Below are 25144 nucleotides of genomic sequence, written 5' to 3'. Positions count from 1 at the left end.
ATGTTATGGAAAATATAAACATTTATTACAATATATTCTATATAATAAAGAGTAATAAGGCTTCTATGAGACTCATAGAATACCTTACCCCTAATAAAAAGTAAAAAAGAATCCTTTTTGGATTCTTTTTTACTTTCTTGTTACATTACATAATTATATAAAGCATGTGCAACACCATGTTCTTCATTTGATAATGTTTCGAAATGACAAATTTCCTTTATTTCATCAACTGCATTTCCCATCGCAATTGATATATTTGCTTTTTCCATCATTGAAACATCGTTTAGTCCATCACCTATCGCTACAGTATTTTCAACTGGAATATTGAGATGTTCTGCTAAAGTATATAAGCCTTTACCTTTTTGTGCATTATAATGGTTAATCTCTAAATTATGCCAATATGAAGATGTGATTGCTAATTCTTTATTATGTTTAAATTTTTCTTTTAGCTGTTTTAACTTTTGTATGTCATAAGAAAATGGTAAAAGTTTATGCACATATAGATCACTTTCTACAATTTCCTTACAACTTTCAACATTATGAAATGCAGTATGCTCAATATATAAAGCGGCAATCGTTTCTAGCTCTTGTAAATCAACATCTAAATTTGATTTCTTCACATTCTCAATTTCATTAAGAACACTTTCAGTTCCGTAATGAGGTACATATACTCCTTTGTCAGTATAGAGCTGATAATACATACCACTTTCTTCAAGGTATTCAACAATTTCAAGTGCCTGGATATTTTGTATTGGATATCTCTTCATCATTTTCTTATCTTTATAAATAAGTGCACCATTTTCCGCAATTATCGGACACTCTAAATCAACTTCTAACAATAATCGTTCAATATCAACGATTGAACGCCCTGTACAAATTGCCACGACATGGCCTGCTTCCTGACATTTTCGAATTGCTTCTGCATTTTCGTTACTAATCATTTTATTACCGGAAAGAAGGGTTCCATCTAAGTCAATTGCAATTAATTTCATTATTTCTTCACCACTTTCTATAAATACACGAGATCTATTTAACGAAAAGAGGTATCGTTTTCATATTGAACTCGTTAAGTACTTCTTATTTATAATTTATGAAAAGCGTTTCAGGTCAAGAAATATTAATAAATAAACTTAAAAATGCAAAGCTTTTCTATTTTAATGAAAGCTTTGCATTTTTAACTATGAATTATAAGTAATATATTTCGTCTCACACATGTACACATTTTTTTCTTTGGTTGGGATAAATACTTTAAACTTTTCTAACCGCTTTCCGTAAATATGGATCGTAACAACCCTTTCGTTTTCTTCTATTTCAAGAATATGACAATCGGCAGGTGGAATCACTTTATCTGTTTCTCCTTCTCCTAAATAAATATTATCTGTATGAGTTAAATGAAATAGAGAACTTCCAAGTTGCTTAGTTTGTAAAAAGTTTCGAACCATTATTCTTCCTGAAAAAACCCCTTCTACTCCCCAAGTGCCATCATGATCATGTAAAGGCGTAGCTTGCCCATCTTTCCATACAAGAGCTAATACTTCAAAACGTTTTAATGGATCTTCATATAGTAAGTGACGTGCATATTGAGCTGCATCCGTTTTTTGTTTTTCCAACGGAAGCCATGTTTTCTTTTCTAAAAGTTTTTCAAGTAATTTTTCAATTTTACTTACTATTTGTTCCTCATGTAACCTACTATCCATAAGATCAGTTACACCATTTATAAACTTTTGAAACGTCTTACTTCCATTACACGTTAACATGAGTATCTCTCCTCTCTTTTCTTCCATACACTTCCATCTTACGAAAGGATTAAAATACCTACAATTGAGAAACAAAAAACAAGATGCAAATGTATGCACCTTGTCGAACATTTTATTTAGTTTTTAAACGAATAGGTAAATACTTTAATGTTTGCTCATTTTCGAGTATACATTCTTCTAAACAGAAAGATGGAGATAACTCTATTTTTTCGAAAGTATTTATAAAAGTGTTTAATGCAATCTCAGCTTCTAAACGTGCAAGCGGTGCACCTAAGCAAAAATGAGCCCCTTTTCCAAAAGTTAAATGTTTTTCATTTCCTACTCGATGTAAATTAAAAGTAGAAGCTTGTGGGAACTTCTGTTCATCTAAATTTGCTGCACTGACCCATGCAACAATCATCTGGTCTTTTTTCATTAAAGGTCCAAAGATATTCGTATCTTCAGTTATACGACGAGCTAATGTAACAGGAAAGCGATATCGTAATACTTCCTCTATCGCTTTTGAAATCAAATTCGGTTTTTCTCGTAATTCTTTATATGTTCCAGGCGCATCCACTAAAAAACAATAAAAGCTATTAATAATTAAATTAGTAGTCGTTTCATTACCGGCAGCTAATAGTCCTAATGAAAAAGTGACGATTTCTTCATCTGTTAATCTTTCACCTTCATATTCAGCTCGTATTAAATCTGAAATGATATCATCGGTTAAATGATATCTTTTTTCTTGAACAATCGGTAGAAGATACGTTTTAAATTCATTTAAAGCAATTCCCTTTTTCGTATCCAAATCATTAAATTTCTCTTTACTATATGGCATGAACAAAATATCAGACCATCCCTTAATTTGTTTACGATCAGTTGTGGGTACCCCTAATAAATCGGATATAACAGTTACAGGTAAAGCTGCCGCGAAATGTTCAACAATATCAACTTCATTATATTCTCCTATATGTTGTACAAGTTCATTCGCAATAGCTTGTACTCGCGGTTTCCACTGTTCTAAACTTCTTGGAGTAAATGCTTTAGAGACGATTGAACGTACATTACGGTGTTCTGGGGGATCAACAGAGTTTATATTTATCCTAGTTTCTAAAGGTGGAATTGAAAATTGTCTGCGCTCTCTTTTACTCGAGAACAATCGATAATCTGATAGAACACGATTAACATTCTCATATGAAAAAACATTCCATACATTTTGCTCTGCATCATAATATGCTGGGTGATTATCTCTCATATATTGATACCACTCATACGGATTCCATAACTCTTCTTTTGTTTTCAGCTTTGAAATTTCATGAACTAAAATAACATTTTCAGATGAATCCATAGTTCTTTCCTCCCTTTTCTTTTACAATAAAAGTGATAGGTCGGCAGTTCAAAGATGTATAATCTAACATATGTTATTTTAACATATACAAAGCTGAAATTTTCAAATAGGAACTTGAGAAATATTATGAGGGGGATTTTTATGTATGTTGATATTTTACTACTGGCAGAATTAACGACTGGACCAAAACATGGATATGAAATAAAGAAAAATATCCAAAATCGTTTAGGTGAGAATTTTGAATTAAACCATAACATGCTTTATCCTGCTCTTCGGCGCTTTGAAGATATGGGTGCCATAACGAAAGAAATTCATGAGCAAGTTAGAAAACCAAATCGAAATATTTATGAAATAACAGAAACAGGTGAAGAGATATTTTATGAAATGCTAAGAGATTTCCCTGAAAAAATTGCGGTAAACAATGCTGAATTTCTTGTTCGTATCGCCTTATTCGAAAAGCTTGATTACGAGGCAAGAAAAGAAATTTTAACTATGCGCCATGATGTTCTTCATAAGCAGCTTATATCTATCCAATCACTCGATGGTGTTGCCCCTTTTATTACAGAAGTTGTTGAATTTAGTAGATCGCGTATTGAACATGAACTAAATTGGATACTATCTCTCATGAAAAAAATATAAATATTTATAAAAACATGAATGAAAATGAGATTTATTATCAATAATATAATTAATAAAAGGGCAACCGTGATTTGGTTACCCTTTAAAAAAAACTTACACTTCTGGAATAAAAGTTTTGCAATCTGTTTCTTCAGTTGTAGATGCTTGTTGCCCTTTATGACTTACTACATAAATTGCGTCTGCACTACATTTATTACCGTTAGCCCAAAATTTACAGTTGTTTACTTCACATAAAACGTCTTGTGCCATAGTATCACACCTCCTTGTTCTTTTATCATTAACAAAATTCGGAGGTATGATACTCTTTGCTATACGCTTTTTGTATTATTATCGTTGTTGTATATTTCCCCATTGAAATTAAGACTCTTGTTGCATTTCACCATTTTTATCTTTACTCGCTGTAATAATCGGTTTTAAATTATAAATTGGCAAAATGAATAATAACCCTATAATAAACAGTAAAGCTGTCCCCTCATACATCGTACTTAGTGAAAACAGCTCCTTTAGTGAACCAGCAATACTCATCGTTACTACCATTGAACCTGTGAATAGTGGACTTAAAATACCATTTACCCGTCCAATAAAATCCGTATCGCTATTTTGAATAATGAGAGTATTAATCCCTATTTGAATGCACGGCAAAGCTAATCCGCTAAAAAGTTGTGCAGTAAGTGTAACCCATAAATTTGTGGAATAGCCTATAATACCAATCCCAATTGCCTGGCCAAACATACCTACAATTAACATCTTTTGCGGGGCAACGTTTTTCGCGAATACCATCGCTAAAGCTCCACCAACAATCATCCCCACACCATTTACTGTTAATAACCATTGTAAACTTTCTTTTGATAATCCTAGTTGTTCCGTCACAATAAATATTCCAAGCGGTTGAATAAGGCCTATACCAAGTCCAGCTGCCATAAAACATAAACCGAGCAAAGTTAATGCTTTTTTCTTTTTTACATATTTAATACCATCCACCATTTCTTGTAACAGACTGATTTCTGTCTTCCCTTCTTCATTTTCAAGATCTTTCGGAAGAAATAATAGTACAATTGCTGCAAGTAAAAATGCGATACCAGTTGTTATTATTGAAATGTAGATTCCAAAACCGTGAAAGATAAATGTTCCAAGAATCGGCCCTAATACCATAAATATTGCAAATATTGTTTGATATATTGACATCGCTAACTGAATTTGTTCTGTCGATAAATGCTGTTTAAACAATTTCATTCCAGATGGTTGGGAAAACTGTGAAAGGATTGCCGAAATGAGCGTAACAAAAAACACTATTTTCCACGTACCAAACATAAGAGTAATTAATACTGCGAACACTGATAAAGAACTTAAAGTTTCACACCATATCATTGTCCTTTTCGGCTTCCATCTATCTGCAAAAGTTCCACCTATAAAGGAGAAGATAAAAATTGGAGCAAACTCAGCAACTGAAATCATGGAAATAGCGAAAGCATCACCTTTCGTCATTTCCATAACATACAATAATACCGCAAAGTTCCGAACCCATATTCCAATTTGTAAAAATAATGCTGAAGCAAGAATACCTTGAACAAATCGATTTTTTAATACTTCTGATACCCCATGATTTTGTTTCCTTTCTACAGTCGTCGACATAAAAAAGCCTCCTATTTCGCATACTGAACAGGAGGCAGCACAAATCAGATAAAAAGACTATATATTCGCAGTGCGAAATTCATCCCTTTTCTATAAATGTACATACTAATCCTATTCAGAAGAATATTTCGTTTTTTAACGAAGATCTCTTACAAATAGAATTAGTTGATCATTGGGATGTCTTCACCCTTCCGTTTCGAATTTAAATAACACATACATACTCTATGTAAATCATATGTGATGTATGCATGTCTCAATATAACTATTCTAAAAAGATAATGGTAATTCCTCTAATGAACGCATTAAATAATTACCTTGCCATTTAATTTCTTCACGATTACCACTTATTTGTAGTCCAGGCATACGTTTTAGCAAAGTAGAAATAGCAATCTTTGCTTCTAACCTAGCAAGTGGCGCACCTAAACAGAAATGGCTACCATGACCAAATGCAATGTGACGGTTATTCTCCCGCGTAATATCGAATACTTCTGGGTTTTCAAATACTGTTTCATCACGGTTTGCTGAAGCTAATGCAATAATAACCATGTCTCCTTTTTGGATTGTTTGGTCGTGAATTTGAAACGGCTCAGCCGCCCATCTTGCAGTTGTAATTTCAACTGGTGAGTAGTATCGTAATCCTTCCTCTATAGCTGAATCAATTAGTTTTGGATTTTCTTTTAATAACTGTAACTGATCCGGATTTTCTAGAAGTGCTAATACCGTATTTGTAATTAAATTCACTGTCGTCTCGTGTCCAGCTACGATAAGTAACATAATCATTGAATATAGCTCCGGAGCACTAAGTTTATGTCCATCGCTTTCCGCAAGTATTAAAGCACTGACCAAATCTTCTTGAGGATCTTGTCGTTTTACATCAACTAAATATTGAAGATATGTAATAAATTCAGATAGTTGCTGTTCAGTATCTTTTATTTCTTCAGGTGTTACTGGGGAGGCAATGACAGCATGCGACCAAATTCTAAACTTTGCTTGATCCTCTTTTGGAATACCTAGCATTTCACTTATTACATTGATCGGTAATGGAAATGCATAATCATCGACAAGATTTAGTGTACCTTTTTGCTGGGCGTCGTTTATTAAATCATCCGCGATTTCCTGAATTCTTCCTTCTAATTGCGTAATCATCTTCGGGGTAAAAGCTTTTTGTACTAGAGATCGTAAACGATTATGGTTAGGGGGATCTGAATTTAACATATGCGTTGTTAAATGATCACTATTATCAAGAGAAAGATACATGTTCATTCTATTTTGAGAAAATACATTAGCTGGATCTTTTTTCAAGCGATTATCTTTTAAAAGTGGCAGAGCATCTTCATATCTAGTAATGAGCCATTCTTTACCAATCTCGACTTTATTAACAAATAAAATAGGTTGCACTTTTCGCGATTCTTTATAAATTTCGTATGCATCTTCTTTAAACTGAGCAGAAGCCAAATTAATGCCATCCTCTATTTTTCGGCCAACCTTGTTTTTCATGGACATTACATTCCCTCACTTTCAATTGTTTTTAAAAATCAACCCAACATTTGAATTATACTTCAGAAAAAACTAGAAAATTGTAAATTTTTAACCAAAATCTTACTTTATATATTGAAAAATAAAAAAGTGAGAGAGTAAAATCATTCTACCCTCTCACTTCCTTCTATGCGAAGCACATAAAATTACTAATTTGTTGATATCGATAACTTACTTTACGGCGACGACCAGCTTGCCAAGTGTATCCTGATACTCCGCTTCTTCTTACTTCTGTCGGAAAGAACCATAAGTCTCTTCCGAATGGGCCAGGACGATGCAAACGTAAATATCCCCATCTTCCTAGGCAGTTACACATCCATGTTCTCATATTTCCTGCTTGCGCAGGAGCAGAGAATGTGGAAGGTAACGACGGAGCTTGTGACGGTGGTGGTGATGTTGGAGCATCTTCCGCATCATCTGGTCTATAATCTTCATGTTCAACATCTCTAACTTCATTTGTAGATTCATATCCATAGTTTTGTGGATTATAATACATCGCTTGATCATATGGGTAGTTTTGTTGGTTATACATAATAAAGAATCACCTTCTTTTCACTTATTAACTTTAACATTAATATGTGATATGGCACCTAAAGGAAGCTTATATATAGCCCAAATTCAACTCAAAAAAGCTCGTATTTTGAAAAATACGAGCTTTTCATAAAGCGACATGTATTTATAATTTTCTCAACTTCACACTATAAAAACGCATTTCTTCTAGTGAACCTTCAAATTCAAATAATCCTTGTTTAATTAATTCTTTCAAGCGATACTCTAAAAACGTATCCCCAACTAATTGTTCCACAAGGCCAAGCGCTTCGCCAATCACTCTCGGAGCTTTAAGGAACCCTTTGTCAGCACCCACTCTTTTCGCACAATCAATAATGAATTGATCAAAATGGTCTTCTTGTACAGAATGCACTTCATTATCGGTCCAAACTCTTAAAAACTCTGTACGATTCGATAAATGATTCCATTCATTCTCAAGACCTATTCTGTTCTCTGTAGTTAAATAAGGTAATTCTACAAAGCTTTTTTGGAAAGTAGCTAAACTTTCAGGCGATAATTCTCCCGTTCCACGTATATCATACTCTTGGATGAATATGTTTTTGTTCGCTTCAGATGTATTTATAACACGAATATTTTTCTTATCCTTTAATTGAGCAATTACAAAACAAAGGCCCACATGCTCATGGGCATTATTTGCCTTCCAAATTGTAATAGGCGTTTCATTAGGTATAGATTGTAGTTCTTCTAAAGTTTCCATAAATCTTGGTAAATATTCTTCTTCAAAATAACTATCATAAGCAGTTAAGTTGTTTAATAGCCATTGCTGCCTTGCTAGTTGCCCTTTATTCTTATGTAACATATGTATCGGTCCAATTGAAAAGAATTCAGAGAATGCAACAACACTCTCTTCATGTAGTTCTTCTTGATCTAACATATATTTTAAGCACCCAGCTGTTGAATCATCAAAAGCGATATGTACGTGTGTGCTTTCTTTTACATTCCTTTTATAAGATTTATTTCTCGTTAGTTGCTTAGGAATATCCATCAAGTGTTTAATTGTATCTTCACTATAGTTTTCTTCTAATAGATCTAACTGTATAAGAATACTTTGAAGTAATTGTTTTGCTTCATCCTCATACATTTCATCAACAACATTTTTAATTTTATCTATCATGTAAATCCCTCAATTCATTACTAAAATAACATAGATTATAGTGTATCATTTTAGTGTAGATGTTTTAAAGTTTTTTATAGATTATATCTATTTTAAAATTCATATTAGTACAGTGATATATTAACGGTAATTTTTATTTATTTTTAAAACGCTTTGTAAATCTTTTTATTTAAATGTATAATTATATAGAAAATAAAAATTATAGGAGCAAAATCTATGGAGAAAGTACTTATTAATTACAAACAATATTTAAAAAATTGGAGATATCTATTCATTTGTATATTGCCGGTAATTGGTTTACTATACACTTTCGATGTCATCTTTGAGCTACTGTTTCACCAAGAATTCTACTTGTCTAACTTAATATCTGCCATAATATTATTTTTAATATTTATTAATGTTAAAGATAAGTTTAAGATCTAAGATTAAAGAAATCTTTCGGATTTCTCTTTTACTTAACCTTGCTATGATTCAAATGCAATACTGTTCCTAGTTAGATCTTTATTATTGATTCATACTTTACGTAGAAGAAGAATTCGTAGTGATTTTTCTTAAATACACATGAGTACATGTCGGTTTTATTGTAAGTGGTATTTTGCTACTCCTCTTATTATTCTTATGAAGCTACAATTTTTACAAACAAAAAAGAGCACCCTTGCAATTGGATGCCCTCATGTGATTAGAGGTTTTCTCTGAGTATTGAATAGAACACGAAGAACTTGTCCTATAACGTAATATATGCTTGTACCTTGTTAAAATGTGCATAAAAAAAGCACCCTCGCCCAGGTGCCAAAGAGATAGATACACATAGAGGTAACTAACACGCTAGAAAAGTTTTTTCTGTATCAACGTACTCTTGCTATTCTACATAATCACAAAACTTCTTTTCATATATTTAAAGTACAATTTCTATATCATAAACAAAAAATACCTTAATGCGTGCTCTAGATACTTACTTTATTAGACTTTCTATTAATATCATTTATTGTCATTCTTTCCAATTAGTTTCAAAATAAAGTAGTTCAACAATGAACAATTCCAATTTATACTATTTTAAAATGAAAGAAAGTTATTACTTTGAGTCTACATAAACAAGACCTCTAGCAAGCCGGTGAAGTTATCCAATCATTTGTAAAAATAAATAAAGAAATTATAACGTAACCCTAATGGTTTATTAAATTCTTCACTGGATAATTGCTAATAAAAATGTGAGAGATAAGAAGGCACAAAGAGGAATATATAAAAGAGTGTCCATTTTAGCAAAAGGAGTATCCTTTTTACGTTTGAATATTCCAAAATAGTTAAACTCACCTACTACTCTAATGAAAAAAACAATCATACAAACCCATGTGCCAATTTGAATAATAACGTCTGGAACCGCAAAACTAATAACTTTCGCTTGTAGTAATAAAATTATTGCTGCTACACTTAATAGTAGCGCAATTAATAATGTCATTGCTGTACCGGGTGTAAACGTTTTTTCTCCAAATTCAGTTGGAATGACGCTATTTGTTCCCCACTTTCCTCCGAAAGCCCAGTATACATGTAAAAAGCTCACTAAGAATAATATACATACAGAAATAATTGTAAAAATAAGCATTTTGGCACCTCCATTATTTTGTTCAAGTCTCACTTTTTAAAGTATGCTACAAATTTCTTTAGAAATCTATTTTCCATTCAAAGTATTAAAGAACTATATATAAAACCCCTTAATAATCTATCAATTCTACGATAAATCATTAAGGGGTTAACTAATTTTACTATGCATTATACCTATTTCTTCGACGTTCCATCCTTGTTTGTCCTTGTATAGCTTCTACTTTATGTTGCTGTTCTTGCTCTTGCTCTATCATTTGATATGTTTCAACTGGTTTATCATAATTACGCTCATAAATAGTTTCTGGCGTTTTTCGTTTTGGAGACTTTCCGCCAAACTTAAATAATTTAATCTTAAACTTTGGTAATCTAGGAATACGAATTTTAAATGTTGGCTTCTCGCGTTTCTTTTTTTGTTTAAATATATTTGTATTTTCTACGTTATTATCTTTTTCTTTACGGTGCAATAGCATCGCAAGTAATCCACCAAATATAAATCCTCCCATTAGCAACAGAAGATATGAATAATGTGTTGTCATTAAACTTGTAATACGCTCAAGAATTGCTAATGACTTTATTTCTTTTATATCCCATAACAATGCAGACCATAGTGAGAGTAAGCCTACTGTAAGCCCGTATGTACGAAAACGGAATATACATGGAATTAAAGCGATACATGCAGCGATTTTCGCGTTCGCTATTAACGAACTCATTGTAACATATTGATTCCAAATGACTAACAATAATGTAATAAATGAAGCGTATGCTATCCAGCTACATATTCGTGAGTACATCTTTTTTGCGTAATAACTACCAAAACTAGTAAAAAATAATAACCCTCCAATAAATAAAGATTGCTCTAGAGGGATTTGCTTCATAATGCCTGCAACTGGAAAGAGGCTGCTCAGTACCATTAATAGTACATCTAATTTTTTCACCATTCCCCATTCCTTTCAAATTCTTTTTCAGTTTTGTAAAGTGAATTTCATATTTTAAGGCAACTCTTCGTGATACAATAGTGGTATTTCTAAAAAACATCTTAATCCCGTATGTGAATAAAGTAAATATGAAAAAGAAAATATACATGACAAATCATATCTATATTTACATTGAAAAATGACAAATCCTGCTCATTATAATGAGCAGGATTTGTTTACTGATATTTAAATTAATAACAACGAATCTTCCTTTTCTAAGATCGTTATATCCACATCTAATTCATCATTAAATTCTTTAAATTCTCTTGCATCTATATCCGTAATATAATTTTTTATTAATTTAGCCATTTGCATCGAATACGTCTTGTGTATATTTCTTTCCGCGAGCGAGCTTGTTTTACAACACATATAATGTATCAATTTGGCGATGTCGTCTCTCTCTTCGGGTTTTGCACCTAACGGGATAATTTCACGTATGTACTGCTGTACAGTCTCATCACACTCTAACACGTACGCATTAGTGCTATAATACATTCCTTTTTGATCTGCAAATAAGCCACTCTCATCTATAACGTAATTATGTTCTCTAGTAATATAACTTGGTACATCAAAAGCTGTATTAATTCTTACTACTTTTAAATTTGAATATTCTTTTGAATTCGAGATTATATCGGGTAAAACATCTATATCAATGGTTTCATTTTGCCAACTCTTTTATCCAATATTTTCTCATATTTGTATCTACAATAAAATAAACATCTTCATTTCGCTTTTGCGCATCTTGTAATATTTCAACTAACGTTTCGGACACGAATTGTTTAAAACGAACTCCCATATCATTTCTTTTAGATGGCTGGGGTACAACCGCATTATAATTATCTATATTTAATAATGTATGATCAATCGTGTTCCACTCTGCTTGTCCGTATAATTTATATGAAATTTCTGTCCCATTTATTTTTGAAAAAATAGGTAAGGAATCGAATTTATATATTTTCTCAATTGATAAATTTACATAAGTACCTGGTAATTCCATCTTATTCCAACTACGCTTTAAGAAACCCTTTTGCTCTAACAAACTAAAAACTGCGGTTATTATTTCCCCTTTAGACACACTTTGTCCGATAAATAAATTAATAAATGTTGAAATACGTTTCGTTCGAGCGAATCCTTCACGAATAATTTGCTTCGGATCAATTTTCTCACGCCCGTCATAGTTTTTTATTGCGATTAATGCTAACGTCGTTTCATTTCGCTCTCCTGCTGTAGCGTGCACAGCTTTCACGACATCGTCAACAAGATTTGTTTTATATTTATGGCAATATTGCATGCGATATGGATTTTGTAACACTTTCTCAATATTACATCTCACTATCTTCAACAAAACTGGAGCATCTGCATTTAATAAATAAGTGGAATCATCATTCTGAGCCAGAACTATTTTACTTTCTAATAACGCTTGTTCTATCTCTATTAATATATCGTTCGACCATACTTCTAACGTAATTGTTTTTAATCCCTTTGGCGCAAATAAAGGTAATTGTTCATTTTCAGTATTAGTTAATATCTTTTCACATTCTGGAAGCAATGTGAAATATGGAAAACTTCGCTGGAATTCATTAAAAAGTTCCTCTTTATCTCTTACTCTTATACCAAATTTTATTTTTGTTCCTTGAACTTTATATATTTTTTCATTATATGGAAGTAGCACTCTTACATTCGTTCCCGCAATATACTCTTTCGGATATTGAAGAATATGATCTAACACTACTTCTCCTCCTATCTTAAAATCATCTTTTAAATTTCTATAAAGTTTAATCCACTTTATTCCTTTTTTCGCTTGTTGCACTTTTAACTTTACAAATCGCTGCTTTTTATTTTTCGATGCAAATTCAGGAGTTGAAACTAGTATTAATCCGCGTTTCCGACTCAAAAGTATAGACATATCTTTATGATTATATTGTTGATAAAATCGCCTAATCCCTATGGATACTTTCAAAAGTGGAATATTCTCGCCTCCACGAGTTATATATTCAAACCGATACACATAAGCGAAATAATCTTGTGTTTCTTCATCTATAATTGGCTCTGACATCGCTTCACAAATATTTTGTGATCGAAGTGGTGAAAAATATATTTCTTCTTCATTCTTATTATTCATACGTACAGGTTGTTCGCAAAAAACATGTGTAATTAATGCTGGAACCCATTTAGAATATGTTTCTTTATCATGTAATACTGGTAAATTACATATTAAATCATAATGCCATTCTAAACCTGGTGGATCTGTTAATTTATTCGGTTTCCAATCATGAATAACCGCATACCAACTTTGTAAAATATAGTCTAACTGTTCTTGTCTCATTGGTTCTTTTGAAACAATCCAAGGCGTATCTTCCTTTAATATATATGGATTATGCTGAATGAATAATATGTCAGAGAACATATCATACAATCTTTCATTTAAAAGTTTTAATTTGCTCGTTAATAAAAATGTTCTATAATGTATATCTACAATATCAAGCCATTCAATTGGAAAATATATACATGCTACTTTTTCATTAAAGAGGGGTTCTACTATATCATTAAATGTTAGTAATTGTAATTTTTTCATACTATGAATACTTCCTCTCTTTATTAATTATCTTGATTATGAATAAAACAAAAAAAGCTCGCTAATTTTTATAAAGCCCAATCTAATTAATTTAAAACCAAGTACTACAGAAAAAACGCCTTAATCATATTATATGAATACAACATTACATAAACCGATCTCATGAAAGATATCAATACTTTCTTATATTTCACGTATTACTTTTACCATATACATCCCTCCTTACATCGCCTAGTATATTACAAAACGATTATATGATAAATCGCTATATTATGTATATATAATTTACAAAATGTTTACAGAAACTAAATATATTAAAAGGTATCGCCTCTTTATATAGCGATACCTTTACTATACTTTTTTTTAAAAAACACCTTTAACTTCTTCATTCACCGGCCATTCTTCTAATGTATATGCCATTTCCCAAAATGAATATTCATATTGACTACTAATAATAAAGTGTTGTCTCATACGATTACGGTCTGCCTCTGTTACTTTTTCAGCGATAGTATCTAATCGTGTGATTTGCTCTTCTACTAATGTACGGAACCAATCCGATCCATATGCAGAAATCCATTCTTGATAGATTGGTTCTTCTGGCTGACTTCCTTTTAAACGTTCACCAATTTCATAATATAGCCAATAGCAAGGTAGTATAGCTGCAATTATATCTCCTAAATGCCCCTCATAAGCAGCACGATACATATGGGATGTATACGCATATGCAGTTGGTGCTGGAACAAAATTGTTTTTTTCTTCTTTCGTAATTCCTAATTTCTTAGCAAAGTTCTTATGTAATGATAACTCAGCTTCATATGTATTTTGTGCATGATGCGCCATACGAGCTGTCGTTTCTAATTCAAGTGCCTTAGCAGCACCTAATGTTTGCACTCTAGCAAAATGACTTAAATAATATGAATCTTGGAGCACATAATAACGGAAACTAGCTAAATCTAACGTTCCTTCACTAAGTTTTTTTACAAAAGGATGATTGAAACTTGCTTCCCAAATAGAATCTGCATCTTTACGTAATGATTGTGAAAAAGTCATTTAAATCCCTCCAATAATTTATAAAATATAAGTATTTATCCACAGTTATTAACGCTGTAAAATAAAAAAACTTTCTTTACAGGCGTAAAGAAAGTGAAATAGACAGTATTAATTTATGCATTAAATATCATGTCTTCCCCACTTCCCTACGCTGGTATTAACCAGATCAGGTACTAAGAGTCTCAAAATTATATTTGATCTCAGCCTATAAAAGGCCCCCCTAGTGGATAAATATTTAGTTGTCGTATTATAATTATCATAGCATACTTCGTAGAACTGTTAAAAGTATTAATGATACAACTAACTTAAAAACCTTCTTCTTTCCTAACTTTTAATGAAGTTTCAATTATCATATCTAATAGTCTACTATAGTTAATTCCAGCTGCATCTGCACTTTTTGGCAACAAGCTTGATTGTGTCATCCCTGGTAATGTATTAACCTCCATTACATATGGAATTCCGTCTTTCACCATCATATCAACCCTTGCATACACACTACATTTTAATGCTTTATAACAAGCAATTGAAGCCTTATTTACACGTTCCTTAATTTCAGTTGGAAGTTCAATCACTTCTTCAATTGTACTAGCATCATCATATTTCGCATTGTAGTCAAAAAACTCAGCTGCATGTCGAATCGAAATGATAGGTAACTGTTTCCCGTCAAAAATTGAACACGTAATCTCGTCACCTTTTATATACTTCTCAATTACTACTTCAGAATCCCATTCGAATACAGTTCCCAGCATAGAGATTAATTCATTTTTATCATTGACGATCTTTACTCCCACACTCGAGCCGCCAGAATTAGGTTTTACAACTAGCGGAAATCCTAACTTATCTAACTCTTCAAGCTTTAGATCCTCCATTTTTGTAAGTTCAATCCACTCTGGTGTTTCTACGCCTTCATAACGTAAAATCTTTTTCGAAATATTTTTGTCCATACATATACCGCTAGATAACATATTGCTACCGCTATAAGGAATACCTAAACTCTCAAGCGTTCCTTGAATTGTCCCATCTTCTCCGTATTTTCCGTGTAATGCTAGCAATGCAAAATCAATGTCTTTCGCTTTTTCAATTAAATCTATTTTTTCATTTAACGTAATTGGAACTATTTCATACTTTTCCTTATCTAAATGTGCAATCATTTCATTCCCAGTCATAATTGATACTTGTTTTTCAGAGGATACTCCTCCCATAATAACGCCAATTCTCATCTTCTCAACTCCAAATTTCATTCTTTAATGTATCACCAATTATTTGAATCCCGCTAACTATTTCCTTTTCTTTCAAACGTGAAAATCCTAATCGGAAAGTGTTCGCTCCTCCTCCATCAGAGTAAAAAACATCTCCAGGAGAAAACGTAACTCCTTTCTCATAACATTTTTGTAAAAGTGTGCGGGCGTGAATTTTTTCTTCCAATTCTATAAATAAATGAAGTCCACCATCTCCAGTCATTCTTTTAAACGGAATGTACTGATTACACGCCCCAACAGCTAACTCATATTTTTTCTTATAAACAGATCTTGCCTTTTTTAAATATTTTTCAAAATATCCTTCATGTAAATATTGAAACAGAACAGCTTGATCTAACGTTGATGTGTGAATGGTTCTTGCTCTTTTTACACTTTCTAAATAATGAATCAGTTCTTTGTCTGCAATGATCCAACCTACACGTAAACCAGGGAAAAGTACCTTTGAAAAGCTACTAATATAAATCACATTATTACCAGCCCCAGCAAAAGTTAATAATGGCGCTAAATGTGAACCTGAATAACGTAATTCTTCATTAAACCCATCCTCTATAATAGGAATCTTATATTGTGAAAATAACCTCATCAATTCCGTTCTTTTCTCCGAACTCGTAACAATACCGGTTGGATTATGATAAGAAGGAATTAAATACGCGAAATCAAAATCCTTTTCACGTAAACTTTTTTCTACTTCATTCGTATCAATACCATCATCATTCATATCAATCCCATGAACTTCGAGTCCATGTAAGCGAAAAAGTTTCAATGCAGCATGGTGAGTTGGATTTTCACAAATAACACGCCCTGATTTCTTCGATAAAGAAGATAATACAATATCTAACCCTTCTGTAAATCCGTTTGTAATTAAAATATCTTTGTTCGAAATGTCTACACCTTTCATTTCCATGTAATGAAGTAGGTAATTCATTAACGGTCGATAACCTTTTGCATATCCGTAGTTCAATACGATATTCCCTTCAATGGACATACGAGTAAGAAAAGCTCTTTTGAAATTTTCAACATCAAATAGCTTTTCGTCCGGGGCTATACTATTAAAAACAATCATTCCTTTTTCCCAGCGAACACCATGTTTCATTAAATCTAATTCATCCGCTAATGCGGTAACTGTATTGAGTTTATTTTTCCAATCTATTTCAACAGACGAAGTGTTACTTATATCCACCTTCGCAACAAAATTTCCTTTTCCTTTAACTGCATAAATTAGTCCTTCTTGTTCTAAATCCGCATAAGCAGCGAGTACTGTATTTCTGCTCACAGATAATAATTCACTCAGTTCTCGGGTTGATGGAATTTTTTGGTTCCCTAACAAATGCCCTTTCATAATCATCTTTTTCAAATAATCCTTCAATTGAATATAAACGGGACGATCTTTTACAACTTTAAAATCCTTAAACAATTCCTTACCCCCTGCAATTATTTTTGCATATTTATTTCATTCTCAAAAGGTCCACTACATATGTATTTTTTATTAATAGCGGTACGGTCTTACAAATCTTTACGATATAAGTTGATTACATCTTTTAAAGCAGCAGCAGCTGCTCCGCGTGGATTAGAAGCTCCACCAATTGTAGTGACTTGTCCCATTGTATCTGTAAAGAACGTAATTCCTTTTTCGGTACCATTTATATTTGCTAACGGGTGCTCTTTCTCTATATCACATGGTTGTACCTTTAAGTTTATCTTTCCATCATCATCTTTATAAGCTGATGCAATTAATTTAATAGATTTATTTTGTTCCTTCACACTTTGAATTTGTTCTTTTGTAATGTCTTCTATTCCTTCGATATGTATGTCTTTAAGTGAATACTCTGTTCCCATTAAACTATTCGTCAAAAGTAATAATTTACATGCGCTATCCATCCCGCTAATATCTAATGATGGGTTAGTCTCCGCAATTCCTTTATTTTGTGCTTCATGCAACGCTTCTTCAAACGTTTTATCTTCTTCATACATCTTTGTAAGAATATAATTTGTTGTCCCGTTCAATATTCCTTCTATCTTTTCAATATGGCAACCTGCTAAACTTAGTTGTCCGATGTCTAATGTAGGTAACGCAGCCGCAGTTGCACCGCTATACCGAATACGTGAGCCTGAAATACGTGCTTCCTCATTCAGTTCACTCCAAGCTGTAACAAGTGCGCCTTTTGAAATAGCTACTACATCCATTTGATTTTCAATAGCTTGTTCCATGTACTGTTTCCCTGGATTTCCATTTTTAAGATTTGTAGCAGTTGATTCAACTAATACAGTACCATTTATATTAATAGTTCCACGATTCTCTGGATAATGTTCTATATATTTTTCAATTGCAGCAGTACCGCCACCATATAACAATAAATCATTAATAGACAAACCTTCCTCATTATGTATTGCAATATTTCTTCCTATCACTCCACTAACAACTAAATCAATTCCATATGTTTCATTTATATATAAATGTTTTTCGTTTAATAATTTTATAAACTCTCTTCCTACTGTCCCATACCCTGATAATACAACTTGAATTTTCATAATATCCCCCCATATTTTCTACCAAATCCCTCTTTCAATATAATATAAAGCGCCCTCGAATTCCATCGAGAGCGCTTTATTATTATCTATTTCGGTAACCGTGATAATTTTTCTGCAATTGTTTTATAAAACTCTTGAATATTAGAAAAACCTAATGTGTCTGAAACGCTTAATCCTACCATATCGAGATGGTCCCAATTCACTTTCGTTTCGATATGATTCCATTTTCCAATCTGTAAAGACTCATTATCATTTACAGCAATATTAGACGAAGGCGCAATCATAGAATTTGTATTTACTACACCATCATTTTGCCACCAAGACGCATCAATTAATGGTCGGTTTTCTTCATACCTTGTATAGGAGCCTAAGAAAAATGCATTTCCCATTAATACTTTATTCATCGTAATATGGGGTAGATGCAAACCTGTTAAAGGCGTTGCTTGCGAAGCATGCCCACTATACGATAAGTAATACACATCTGATTGTGTTTTTACCCAATTGTTCAATTCATTTGCTCCATCAGTACTTAAATCCCATTGACTTATATCTTTTGTATTTTTCCAAATTGAACTATTTAGAATACGATCAGTATATTGCAAAAAGGGCTCTCCGGCACTCTTCTTAATACCCCATTGATCCAATTTAAAATCATATAATGATAGATTATTATTCCCTCCCATACTCGCAGCTGCAATAAGTAATTCTTTAACAAACGGCAACAGACGACTTCCATCCGCAAGTGTTGTACCATTATGAGGAGTTGCTAATGTTGTAACGCTATGAACATATGATTTTCCACCTTCAAATAAAGGTGAGATATTCGTATTCGGATGATTTTTCACATAATTCTTTTCTTCAAAACTTCCTTCTTTTAACAACTGAACTAAAGTTCTCATTGTTTGTCCACCCATGCTATGTCCAATTAGGTGAACTTTATTTGATTCACTCCAATTCGGTGCAAACCCGCTATAAGTTCGGCCAAAACGATTATGTCCATGTTTTTCTGAATGTGCTGTACCATAATCTACTGTTCCCCCCTTAATTTGCGCATATAATTCACATGCTCGGTCCCAGTTACTAGAAACAGGTCCCACAGCAGCTGTATGTACTGTATAACCATTTCGTTTTAAATCTTCCTGAATATCATTAGAACCACCCCAATATTTTATCCCTAGTATTTCCTCTCTACCCCATCCCGCAAATCCATTTACTAAAACGATAGGATAATTATTTTGTGGCCTCTCTTCAGCGTAAGTTGTTTTCGCTGTGAATGAACAAACAGCCACTAATGCGAAAAAACATATTTTAAAGAATAACTTCCCCATACTTTCTCCCCCCTAATAAAACGTTTACATTTTAATATGAAAACAATCCACACAATTAGTTATTAACTTATACATAATGTAAAATATTTTATATACATTGTATATGTAGAAAACATATACAAATGTTGATAAATATTATTCCAAGTATGCATTTACTTTTTACAATATAACTTGTAAATCCGTTTATTTGAATTTATAATTAAATGTAGTTTCCTCACGCTAAACCAATCTATATATTATAAGACAGCTATCTTCATTACATAAAAAGGAGGAAAAGCGATATGCAAATTGGATTAAATATGAATACATTATCTCAACCTACTAAATTAACTACCTCTAGTCTTGAGCATAATAATAATAATAATAATAATAATATCTCTTCTACTAAAATTGAAGAAAAAAAATCAAATGATCCAATCAAATTTGATATTCGTTCATCTGAAAAAGAAATGAAACAACCGGAGCATAAATTTAACGAATTAGATTTATGGAAGATGTTGAAAGATAAAGGTGTTCCTTTATGGATCATACTTGAAATGCTACAAAAATCCCGTAAAGAAAAAGAAGCTCAAAATAATTCGGTTCAAAATTCGAATGTGATTGAAGAAACGAGTGAGACTCGATTAAATGAAGTAATGTAATCTATGTTATCTGAATGGTCTATAAACTAAAAAGAGTTCAAGGTTGATAAAGTTTCTATCAACCTCGAACTCTTTTTTAAGATTTTTCTCCAATCGTTACAAACTGAACTGATACTTTTCCATCAAAATCTTTAATTTGCTTTCTTACTTTTACATATTCATTAATCAATGTATTATCTGTCGACATTTTAGGTTTTTCATCACCTAAAGATTTGTTTAGATGGAGAAGTTGCAAATTCGTTTCATTTGCTTTTATTTCTTTATATACACTACTTTTCGCTACAATCACATACCATTGAAACCCATAATTACGAGTGTTACCAATCCAAGCGTTACTATCGTATATAACAGGAATCTCTCTTCCTTCTAATTCAATACTTTTCATAGTCCCTTCGTCTTCATGTGTAAATAATAGTGATCCATCTTTCGGGATATTCGGTAACTTATCTATAGGTATAGAATCGGATATTTTATCCCGTTTACGAAAAATCTTAGCTTTAATCATCGCTTGTGCTGTAGATTCATTTAAAATTAGCACCTTTCCTTTTCCAAATGTACCTGTTTTCACTGAAAAAATTTCATTTTCTTTCGTGTTTGCCTTATAACGATTAATAATTGGTGAAATATTATTCTCATCTCCAATGATTAGTACACCGTTAGCTGGAAATGAGGCGTTATTTTTAGAACATGCACTTAAGCTTATTAAAATTATTATAGTTAACATGAAAATAAATAGTGTTCTTTTCATCACGATTCCTTTCATAATTCAATTCATTTTTAGAACATGCTTTTTCGTAATCTTTATAGTCGGTATACTCTATTGCTCCATAGTCTTATAAAGCTTTTGGAGGTAACGCCAACGGGTTATAAAGAAATATAAAACTTGTATACATATAAATGAAATTAAAATAACGATAGAGCTATTTAAAATAGAAAAATCGACTAATTGTTGTAATGCCGTATAAGCAACTACAGTATGAATCACCGCAACGACAATCGGTAAGAAGAACATTAATAATAACTGTCTCGTTACAACTTTTTTTAATTCTCGTTTACTTAATCCCATTTTCGAAATCATTTTATATTGCTGTTGATCGCGGTCCAAATCAGTATATAATCGGAAATAGATAAAACTAGCAGCGAATGTGAAAAAGACAATTCCGACTAAAACGCTTGCCATAAGTAATAATCCATTCGTTTGCTTTGCACTTAACAAATCTAATGTTAAAGCTTGAAAGTAGAAATTACCTTCTCTAACATCTTTATCGAATATACTCTTTAATTGATTTGAAATTTCTTTCGTTTTTAACCAATCATCTACAACAAATCCGTAAGTACGATCTTGAACATGTTCATCATCTTGTTTAGCAGTAAGAGGAATTTCATCATACACATGATCTTGAACAGTAATGAAAATACTTCCTACATCATGCGGTAAAACTAAATTTGCTACAGCTTTTTTTACACGGAATGTCTTTGTCCAATCTCCCTGAATGACTTCAATATTCTTCTTATAGTCACCATTTTTAAATTCTTGCTTTTGCGATACCATCCCAGGGACTAGTAAAATTTCATCTTCATGTTCAATCGTTTCTTGTTGATACCCAAGTGCTCTCGCAAGTTCGTTATATTCACTCAACTTCATTACAGAAACGTTACTTTCTGTATATTTATTTGAAGATGAAGCCATTCGATACGGAATATTAGCATCAGCAAGAAGTTTTTTTATAGTAGAGAGATGTTTATCTACCTCTTTGTCATTTTCAGAGCTTTCATACAGAAATGTATACGGATTTGTCATTCTTACCAATTCTTGATTTCCAAGAGCGGCTGTCGTACCAATTGCTGTAAATGCAACTGCTGAAATAACAGATACTATAAAAAACATGGTTGCATTATCTTTCATACGGTAAATCAATTCTGAAAATGTTAATATATTTGTTCTCTTTAAAAAGAAAGATTCACTCCTTTTCGCAAGATATAATATATAAACGCTACACTGTGTATATAAAAAGTACGTTCCTATAATTACAAGGAGTACACCAATTCCAAGCATAATAAAACTGTGACTTGAGATAAAACGAAATATTGAAATATATCCACACCCTATACTAACTAAAGATAGTAGCGATAATAAAATGGAAGATTTCGGTTCAGGCTTCGGTTTTTCTTCTGCTTGAATGAGTTCCGCAAGTTCTGTTACTTTTATCATTTTAAAAGTAACTAGCGAAACAATTAAAAATAAAACAAAAAACGTGATGACAGTTAATAGTACCGCTTGTATCGGCATATAGAAAGGTAAGCCATTATTAATCATTAATACACTTGCACTTATCAATAAAACTAATTTAGAAAATATGAGACCAATTATAATTCCGAAACAAATTGATCCAAATCCAATTAACATATTTTCAATCAATAATAATTTCTTAAGTTGTCTCATTGACATACCTTGCATCATTAAAATGCCAAATTCTTTCTTACGTGTTTTTAAAAATGAACTAACTGAATATAGAATAAAGAAAAATGAAAATACAAATATCAAACCTTGTGAAATTCTAAATCCCAAAGTACCGAATGAACTTATTGTTTCACTTGTCGATTTTAACTCACCTTGTAAATCTGGATGAAATAATAAAAGGGCGTACGTAAAGAAAATCATAATAGAAAATGCACTACTTAAAAAATGAGCAGCATATGTACGCTTATTACGAAAAATATTATTAAATGCGAACTGACGAAAAGTCATGCCTTTTCCCTCCTAACAAAGAAAGGACATCCATAATCTTTTGATAAAAAGTTTGCCTACTTTCACCACAATAAATTTCGTTATAAAGTTGACCATCTTTAATAAATATAACTCTGCTGCAAAAACTCGCTGCATACGGATCATGTGTAACTAACATCATCGTTGCCTTTTCTTCCTTATTAAGAGTATCTAGCATCTCCATTACATCATTTGAAGATTTAGAATCCAAATTCCCTGTTGGCTCATCTGCAAGTAATAATTGCGGCTTATGAACGATAGCGCGAGCGATTGCTGTTCTTTGAGCTTGTCCCCCTGATATTTCAAAAGTTCTTTTACTCAATATATCTGTAATATTTAATTTCTCTGCAATTTCTTCCACTCGTTTGTTCATTTCTTGTAAAGAAACACCATCTAATGTCATCGGCAATACGATATTTTCCTTTACTGTAAGTGTGCTAAGTAGATTAAATGATTGAAAAACAAATCCCAACTGTTTCCTACGGAATAATGCTAAATTATCTGATGTCAACTGGAAAGGATTTGTACCATTTATTAATATTTCTCCCGATGTTGGAGAATCGATAGTAGATACCATATTTAATAACGTTGTTTTCCCACTTCCTGATGGCCCCATAATCCCTACAAATTCACCTTCTTGAATTGATAAATCGATATCTACCAATGCTTTAAAAGGTATTTTCCCTTTATATACTTTACTAATACTTTTTGCATGTAAAATTTCCATTTATATTCTCCCTTCATTTGCACTGCTCACTATAAAGTGTAAATGAATTGTCTTATAGCTCATATTGATTCATCTTTCATTTATCTTACACGCTTGTAAGATTTCTAAAAAACTGATAACAAGCCTATTTTCAAACTATAACCGATGTATATCTATCTTATAATATTTGCATAGCAGCATAAAATACAGTGCTACTTATTTCTGGTCTCTGGGACACCTTGTAAACCTGAAGTGGGATTAAGAGATGTTTATCATCATTAATAGCTGCTGTATTCCTTGTATTCTTTATTAGCCACATGCAAGATATTATAAAGAATAACTATACAACTTCAAAACGATGAATAACAACTTATACTTCGCAAGTAAAACCAAAAAAGTAAATAGTACGTAAAAAAGCTCAGAGTTTTAAGCTCTAAGCTTTTTTGGTAATGATTTCATTCCATTATAGCTCCTTTTTAAAGAGAAATATTTTTTATCCACTCTGATTTACTCAATATATAATGATTATATAGTTGGTTTTCTATCGTCTGTTGATTCAGATAATTAAATCCACACTTTTCAATAACTTTATTTGATGGTACGTTGTTAATTAAAGCAACTGCGTTAAGAACATTTACATTTGTATTTTCAAACAAATAGTCAATCAATCCCTTAGTCGCTTTAGTAGCGTACCCATTATTTTGATACTCGCTTGAAATGGCGTACATAATTTCTCTATTCGGTGCAGGGAGTTCTTCTTTCATGCCTGTACAGCACCATCCAATAAACTTATGAGTATCCTTAATAAATACTCCTAGTTTTAAAAAGTGTCCATCTATACTCGAATGATTTTTAGCTGCCATTAGAAATGCTTTATTAGAAGGTATTTCATAATTTGTAACCCAATCAACTCGTTGTTCTTTCGTTGATTTCCAGTCTGGCAAAAACTTTTCTATTTCCGGTTGATTCGATATTTTATAAATACTCTCCGCATCTTCAATGGAAAATTCTCGTAAGTAAATATCACCACAATCTAGTCTAAATAACTTAGTCGAATTTTCTTCTCCCATGTTAATCCCCCTTAATCAAATTTGTTATTCAGTAATTATAGATACCTCCTAGCTAGAGGTACCCATAATCA

Annotated in this window: 22 protein-coding genes, 1 pseudogene and 1 riboswitch; of the genes and pseudogenes, 3 read left to right on the top strand and 20 right to left on the bottom strand. The window is 32.1% G+C overall.

Annotated elements, in window-relative coordinates; all coding sequences use genetic code 11:
* Positions 1-140 precede the first annotated feature (140 nt).
* The 3 genes from ACTFQM_RS02240 to ACTFQM_RS02230 form a co-directional block, all read right to left on the bottom strand.
* Positions 141-992 (bottom strand): Cof-type HAD-IIB family hydrolase, encoded by an 852-nt coding sequence (locus ACTFQM_RS02240; RefSeq protein ID WP_440033308.1) that lies wholly within the window; start codon positions 990-992, stop codon positions 141-143.
* A 186-nt stretch (positions 993-1178) separates the two neighbouring features.
* The gene (locus tag ACTFQM_RS02235; protein ID WP_265619807.1) at positions 1179-1757 is read right to left on the bottom strand and encodes a cysteine dioxygenase family protein; all 579 of its coding nucleotides are present in this window, start codon (positions 1755-1757) and stop codon (positions 1179-1181) included.
* A gap of 112 nt (positions 1758-1869) precedes the next feature.
* Positions 1870-3084, bottom strand: a complete 1215-nt coding sequence (locus ACTFQM_RS02230; RefSeq protein WP_440033307.1) for a cytochrome P450 — start codon at positions 3082-3084, stop codon at positions 1870-1872.
* A 141-nt stretch (positions 3085-3225) separates the two neighbouring features.
* Here ACTFQM_RS02230 and ACTFQM_RS02225 point away from each other — a divergent pair, with 141 nt between their 5' ends.
* Positions 3226-3723, top strand: a complete 498-nt coding sequence (locus ACTFQM_RS02225; protein ID WP_048376605.1) for a PadR family transcriptional regulator — start codon at positions 3226-3228, stop codon at positions 3721-3723.
* 93 nt (positions 3724-3816) lie between these two features.
* Here the strand turns inward: ACTFQM_RS02225 and ACTFQM_RS02220 are convergent, their stop codons facing one another.
* The 5 genes from ACTFQM_RS02220 to ACTFQM_RS02200 form a co-directional block, all read right to left on the bottom strand.
* Complete coding sequence (locus ACTFQM_RS02220) at positions 3817-3972, bottom strand: DUF1540 domain-containing protein (RefSeq protein ID WP_440033306.1); 156 nt, start codon at positions 3970-3972, stop codon at positions 3817-3819.
* A gap of 108 nt (positions 3973-4080) precedes the next feature.
* The gene (locus ACTFQM_RS02215) at positions 4081-5355 is read right to left on the bottom strand and encodes an MFS transporter (protein ID WP_440033305.1); all 1275 of its coding nucleotides are present in this window, start codon (positions 5353-5355) and stop codon (positions 4081-4083) included.
* Between the two features lie 267 nt (positions 5356-5622).
* Positions 5623-6858, bottom strand: a complete 1236-nt coding sequence (locus tag ACTFQM_RS02210; protein WP_440033304.1) for a cytochrome P450 family protein — start codon at positions 6856-6858, stop codon at positions 5623-5625.
* A gap of 160 nt (positions 6859-7018) precedes the next feature.
* Positions 7019-7423: a hypothetical protein gene (locus ACTFQM_RS02205; RefSeq protein WP_002172193.1), complete on the bottom strand. Its 405-nt coding sequence runs from the start codon at positions 7421-7423 to the stop codon at positions 7019-7021.
* Between the two features lie 144 nt (positions 7424-7567).
* Positions 7568-8575, bottom strand: coding sequence for a DUF1835 domain-containing protein (locus ACTFQM_RS02200; protein WP_440033303.1), 1008 nt, complete (start codon positions 8573-8575; stop codon positions 7568-7570).
* Between the two features lie 216 nt (positions 8576-8791).
* On the opposite strand from ACTFQM_RS02200, the gene ACTFQM_RS02195 reads away from it, so the two are divergent.
* A complete protein-coding gene (locus tag ACTFQM_RS02195; RefSeq protein WP_002172195.1) occupies positions 8792-8998 on the top strand; it encodes a hypothetical protein in 207 nt (68 codons plus the stop codon).
* Positions 8999-9758: 760 nt separating this feature from the next.
* Here the strand turns inward: ACTFQM_RS02195 and ACTFQM_RS02190 are convergent.
* From ACTFQM_RS02190 to ACTFQM_RS02155, 8 genes and pseudogenes are all read right to left on the bottom strand, one after another.
* Positions 9759-10175: a DUF3995 domain-containing protein gene (locus ACTFQM_RS02190; protein WP_440033302.1), complete on the bottom strand. Its 417-nt coding sequence runs from the start codon at positions 10173-10175 to the stop codon at positions 9759-9761.
* Positions 10176-10335: 160 nt separating this feature from the next.
* A complete protein-coding gene (locus ACTFQM_RS02185; protein WP_440034373.1) occupies positions 10336-11109 on the bottom strand; it encodes a DUF3959 family protein in 774 nt (257 codons plus the stop codon).
* 225 nt (positions 11110-11334) lie between these two features.
* Positions 11335-13723 (bottom strand): annotated as a pseudogene (locus ACTFQM_RS02180) (RNaseH domain-containing protein).
* Positions 13724-14086: 363 nt separating this feature from the next.
* Positions 14087-14773 carry a thiaminase II gene (gene tenA / locus ACTFQM_RS02175; protein ID WP_440033301.1) on the bottom strand — a complete coding sequence of 229 codons (687 nt, stop codon included), beginning with the start codon at positions 14771-14773 and terminating at the stop codon, positions 14087-14089.
* A gap of 126 nt (positions 14774-14899) precedes the next feature.
* Positions 14900-15005, bottom strand: a riboswitch (TPP riboswitch).
* 73 nt (positions 15006-15078) lie between these two features.
* Positions 15079-15993 (bottom strand): D-alanine--D-alanine ligase, encoded by a 915-nt coding sequence (locus ACTFQM_RS02170; protein WP_440033300.1) that lies wholly within the window; start codon positions 15991-15993, stop codon positions 15079-15081.
* Between the two features lie 4 nt (positions 15994-15997).
* Entirely contained in the window at positions 15998-17446 is a 1449-nt protein-coding gene (pdxR, locus tag ACTFQM_RS02165; protein ID WP_440033299.1) for a MocR-like pyridoxine biosynthesis transcription factor PdxR, read from the bottom strand.
* 89 nt (positions 17447-17535) lie between these two features.
* A complete protein-coding gene (locus tag ACTFQM_RS02160; RefSeq protein WP_440033298.1) occupies positions 17536-18561 on the bottom strand; it encodes a homoserine dehydrogenase in 1026 nt (341 codons plus the stop codon).
* Positions 18562-18647: 86 nt separating this feature from the next.
* A complete protein-coding gene (locus ACTFQM_RS02155; RefSeq protein WP_440033297.1) occupies positions 18648-19889 on the bottom strand; it encodes an esterase/lipase family protein in 1242 nt (413 codons plus the stop codon).
* Positions 19890-20170: 281 nt separating this feature from the next.
* On the opposite strand from ACTFQM_RS02155, the gene ACTFQM_RS02150 reads away from it, so the two are divergent.
* Positions 20171-20530 carry a DUF3914 domain-containing protein gene (locus tag ACTFQM_RS02150; RefSeq protein WP_440033296.1) on the top strand — a complete coding sequence of 120 codons (360 nt, stop codon included), beginning with the start codon at positions 20171-20173 and terminating at the stop codon, positions 20528-20530.
* Positions 20531-20606: 76 nt separating this feature from the next.
* Here the strand turns inward: ACTFQM_RS02150 and ACTFQM_RS02145 are convergent, their stop codons facing one another.
* The 4 genes from ACTFQM_RS02145 to ACTFQM_RS02130 all read right to left on the bottom strand — a co-directional run bounded on the left by ACTFQM_RS02145 (position 20607) and on the right by ACTFQM_RS02130 (position 25073).
* Positions 20607-21278 carry a lipoprotein BA_5634 family protein gene (locus ACTFQM_RS02145; protein ID WP_440033295.1) on the bottom strand — a complete coding sequence of 224 codons (672 nt, stop codon included), beginning with the start codon at positions 21276-21278 and terminating at the stop codon, positions 20607-20609.
* 69 nt (positions 21279-21347) lie between these two features.
* Positions 21348-23279 (bottom strand): ABC transporter permease, encoded by a 1932-nt coding sequence (locus ACTFQM_RS02140; protein ID WP_440033294.1) that lies wholly within the window; start codon positions 23277-23279, stop codon positions 21348-21350.
* The gene (locus tag ACTFQM_RS02135) at positions 23254-24024 is read right to left on the bottom strand and encodes an ABC transporter ATP-binding protein (protein ID WP_025148476.1); all 771 of its coding nucleotides are present in this window, start codon (positions 24022-24024) and stop codon (positions 23254-23256) included. Before ACTFQM_RS02135 ends, ACTFQM_RS02140 begins: the two co-directional genes overlap by 26 nt.
* 455 nt (positions 24025-24479) lie before the next feature.
* Positions 24480-25073, bottom strand: coding sequence for a GNAT family N-acetyltransferase (locus tag ACTFQM_RS02130; protein ID WP_440033293.1), 594 nt, complete (start codon positions 25071-25073; stop codon positions 24480-24482).
* Positions 25074-25144 lie beyond the last annotated feature (71 nt).

It is taken from the genome of Bacillus cereus group sp. MYBK30-2 (genome assembly GCF_051915945.1).
Taxonomy (GTDB): domain Bacteria; phylum Bacillota; class Bacilli; order Bacillales; family Bacillaceae_G; genus Bacillus_A; species Bacillus_A paramycoides.
The sequence above is the reverse complement of the archived record's forward strand: the minus strand, read 5'-3'. Positions and strand labels throughout refer to the sequence as shown.

Bases quoted from the DNA above. Each gene is read 5' to 3' on its own strand.
- ACTFQM_RS02240 (WP_440033308.1), bottom strand. From the start codon at position 992: ATGAAATTAATTGCAATTGACTTAGATGGAACCCTTCTTTCCGGTAAT.
- ACTFQM_RS02235 (WP_265619807.1), bottom strand. From the start codon at position 1,757: ATGTTAACGTGTAATGGAAGTAAGACGTTTCAAAAGTTTATAAATGGT.
- ACTFQM_RS02230 (WP_440033307.1), bottom strand. From the start codon at position 3,084: ATGGATTCATCTGAAAATGTTATTTTAGTTCATGAAATTTCAAAGCTG.
- ACTFQM_RS02225 (WP_048376605.1), top strand. From the start codon at position 3,226: ATGTATGTTGATATTTTACTACTGGCAGAATTAACGACTGGACCAAAA.
- ACTFQM_RS02220 (WP_440033306.1), bottom strand. From the start codon at position 3,972: ATGGCACAAGACGTTTTATGTGAAGTAAACAACTGTAAATTTTGGGCT.
- ACTFQM_RS02215 (WP_440033305.1), bottom strand. From the start codon at position 5,355: ATGTCGACGACTGTAGAAAGGAAACAAAATCATGGGGTATCAGAAGTA.
- ACTFQM_RS02210 (WP_440033304.1), bottom strand. From the start codon at position 6,858: ATGTCCATGAAAAACAAGGTTGGCCGAAAAATAGAGGATGGCATTAAT.
- ACTFQM_RS02205 (WP_002172193.1), bottom strand. From the start codon at position 7,423: ATGTATAACCAACAAAACTACCCATATGATCAAGCGATGTATTATAAT.
- ACTFQM_RS02200 (WP_440033303.1), bottom strand. From the start codon at position 8,575: ATGATAGATAAAATTAAAAATGTTGTTGATGAAATGTATGAGGATGAA.
- ACTFQM_RS02195 (WP_002172195.1), top strand. From the start codon at position 8,792: ATGGAGAAAGTACTTATTAATTACAAACAATATTTAAAAAATTGGAGA.
- ACTFQM_RS02190 (WP_440033302.1), bottom strand. From the start codon at position 10,175: ATGCTTATTTTTACAATTATTTCTGTATGTATATTATTCTTAGTGAGC.
- tenA (WP_440033301.1), bottom strand. From the start codon at position 14,773: ATGACTTTTTCACAATCATTACGTAAAGATGCAGATTCTATTTGGGAA.
- ACTFQM_RS02170 (WP_440033300.1), bottom strand. From the start codon at position 15,993: ATGAGAATTGGCGTTATTATGGGAGGAGTATCCTCTGAAAAACAAGTA.
- ACTFQM_RS02160 (WP_440033298.1), bottom strand. From the start codon at position 18,561: ATGAAAATTCAAGTTGTATTATCAGGGTATGGGACAGTAGGAAGAGAG.
- ACTFQM_RS02155 (WP_440033297.1), bottom strand. From the start codon at position 19,889: ATGGGGAAGTTATTCTTTAAAATATGTTTTTTCGCATTAGTGGCTGTT.
- ACTFQM_RS02150 (WP_440033296.1), top strand. From the start codon at position 20,171: ATGCAAATTGGATTAAATATGAATACATTATCTCAACCTACTAAATTA.
- ACTFQM_RS02145 (WP_440033295.1), bottom strand. From the start codon at position 21,278: ATGAAAAGAACACTATTTATTTTCATGTTAACTATAATAATTTTAATA.
- ACTFQM_RS02140 (WP_440033294.1), bottom strand. From the start codon at position 23,279: ATGACTTTTCGTCAGTTCGCATTTAATAATATTTTTCGTAATAAGCGT.
- ACTFQM_RS02135 (WP_025148476.1), bottom strand. From the start codon at position 24,024: ATGGAAATTTTACATGCAAAAAGTATTAGTAAAGTATATAAAGGGAAA.
- ACTFQM_RS02130 (WP_440033293.1), bottom strand. From the start codon at position 25,073: ATGGGAGAAGAAAATTCGACTAAGTTATTTAGACTAGATTGTGGTGAT.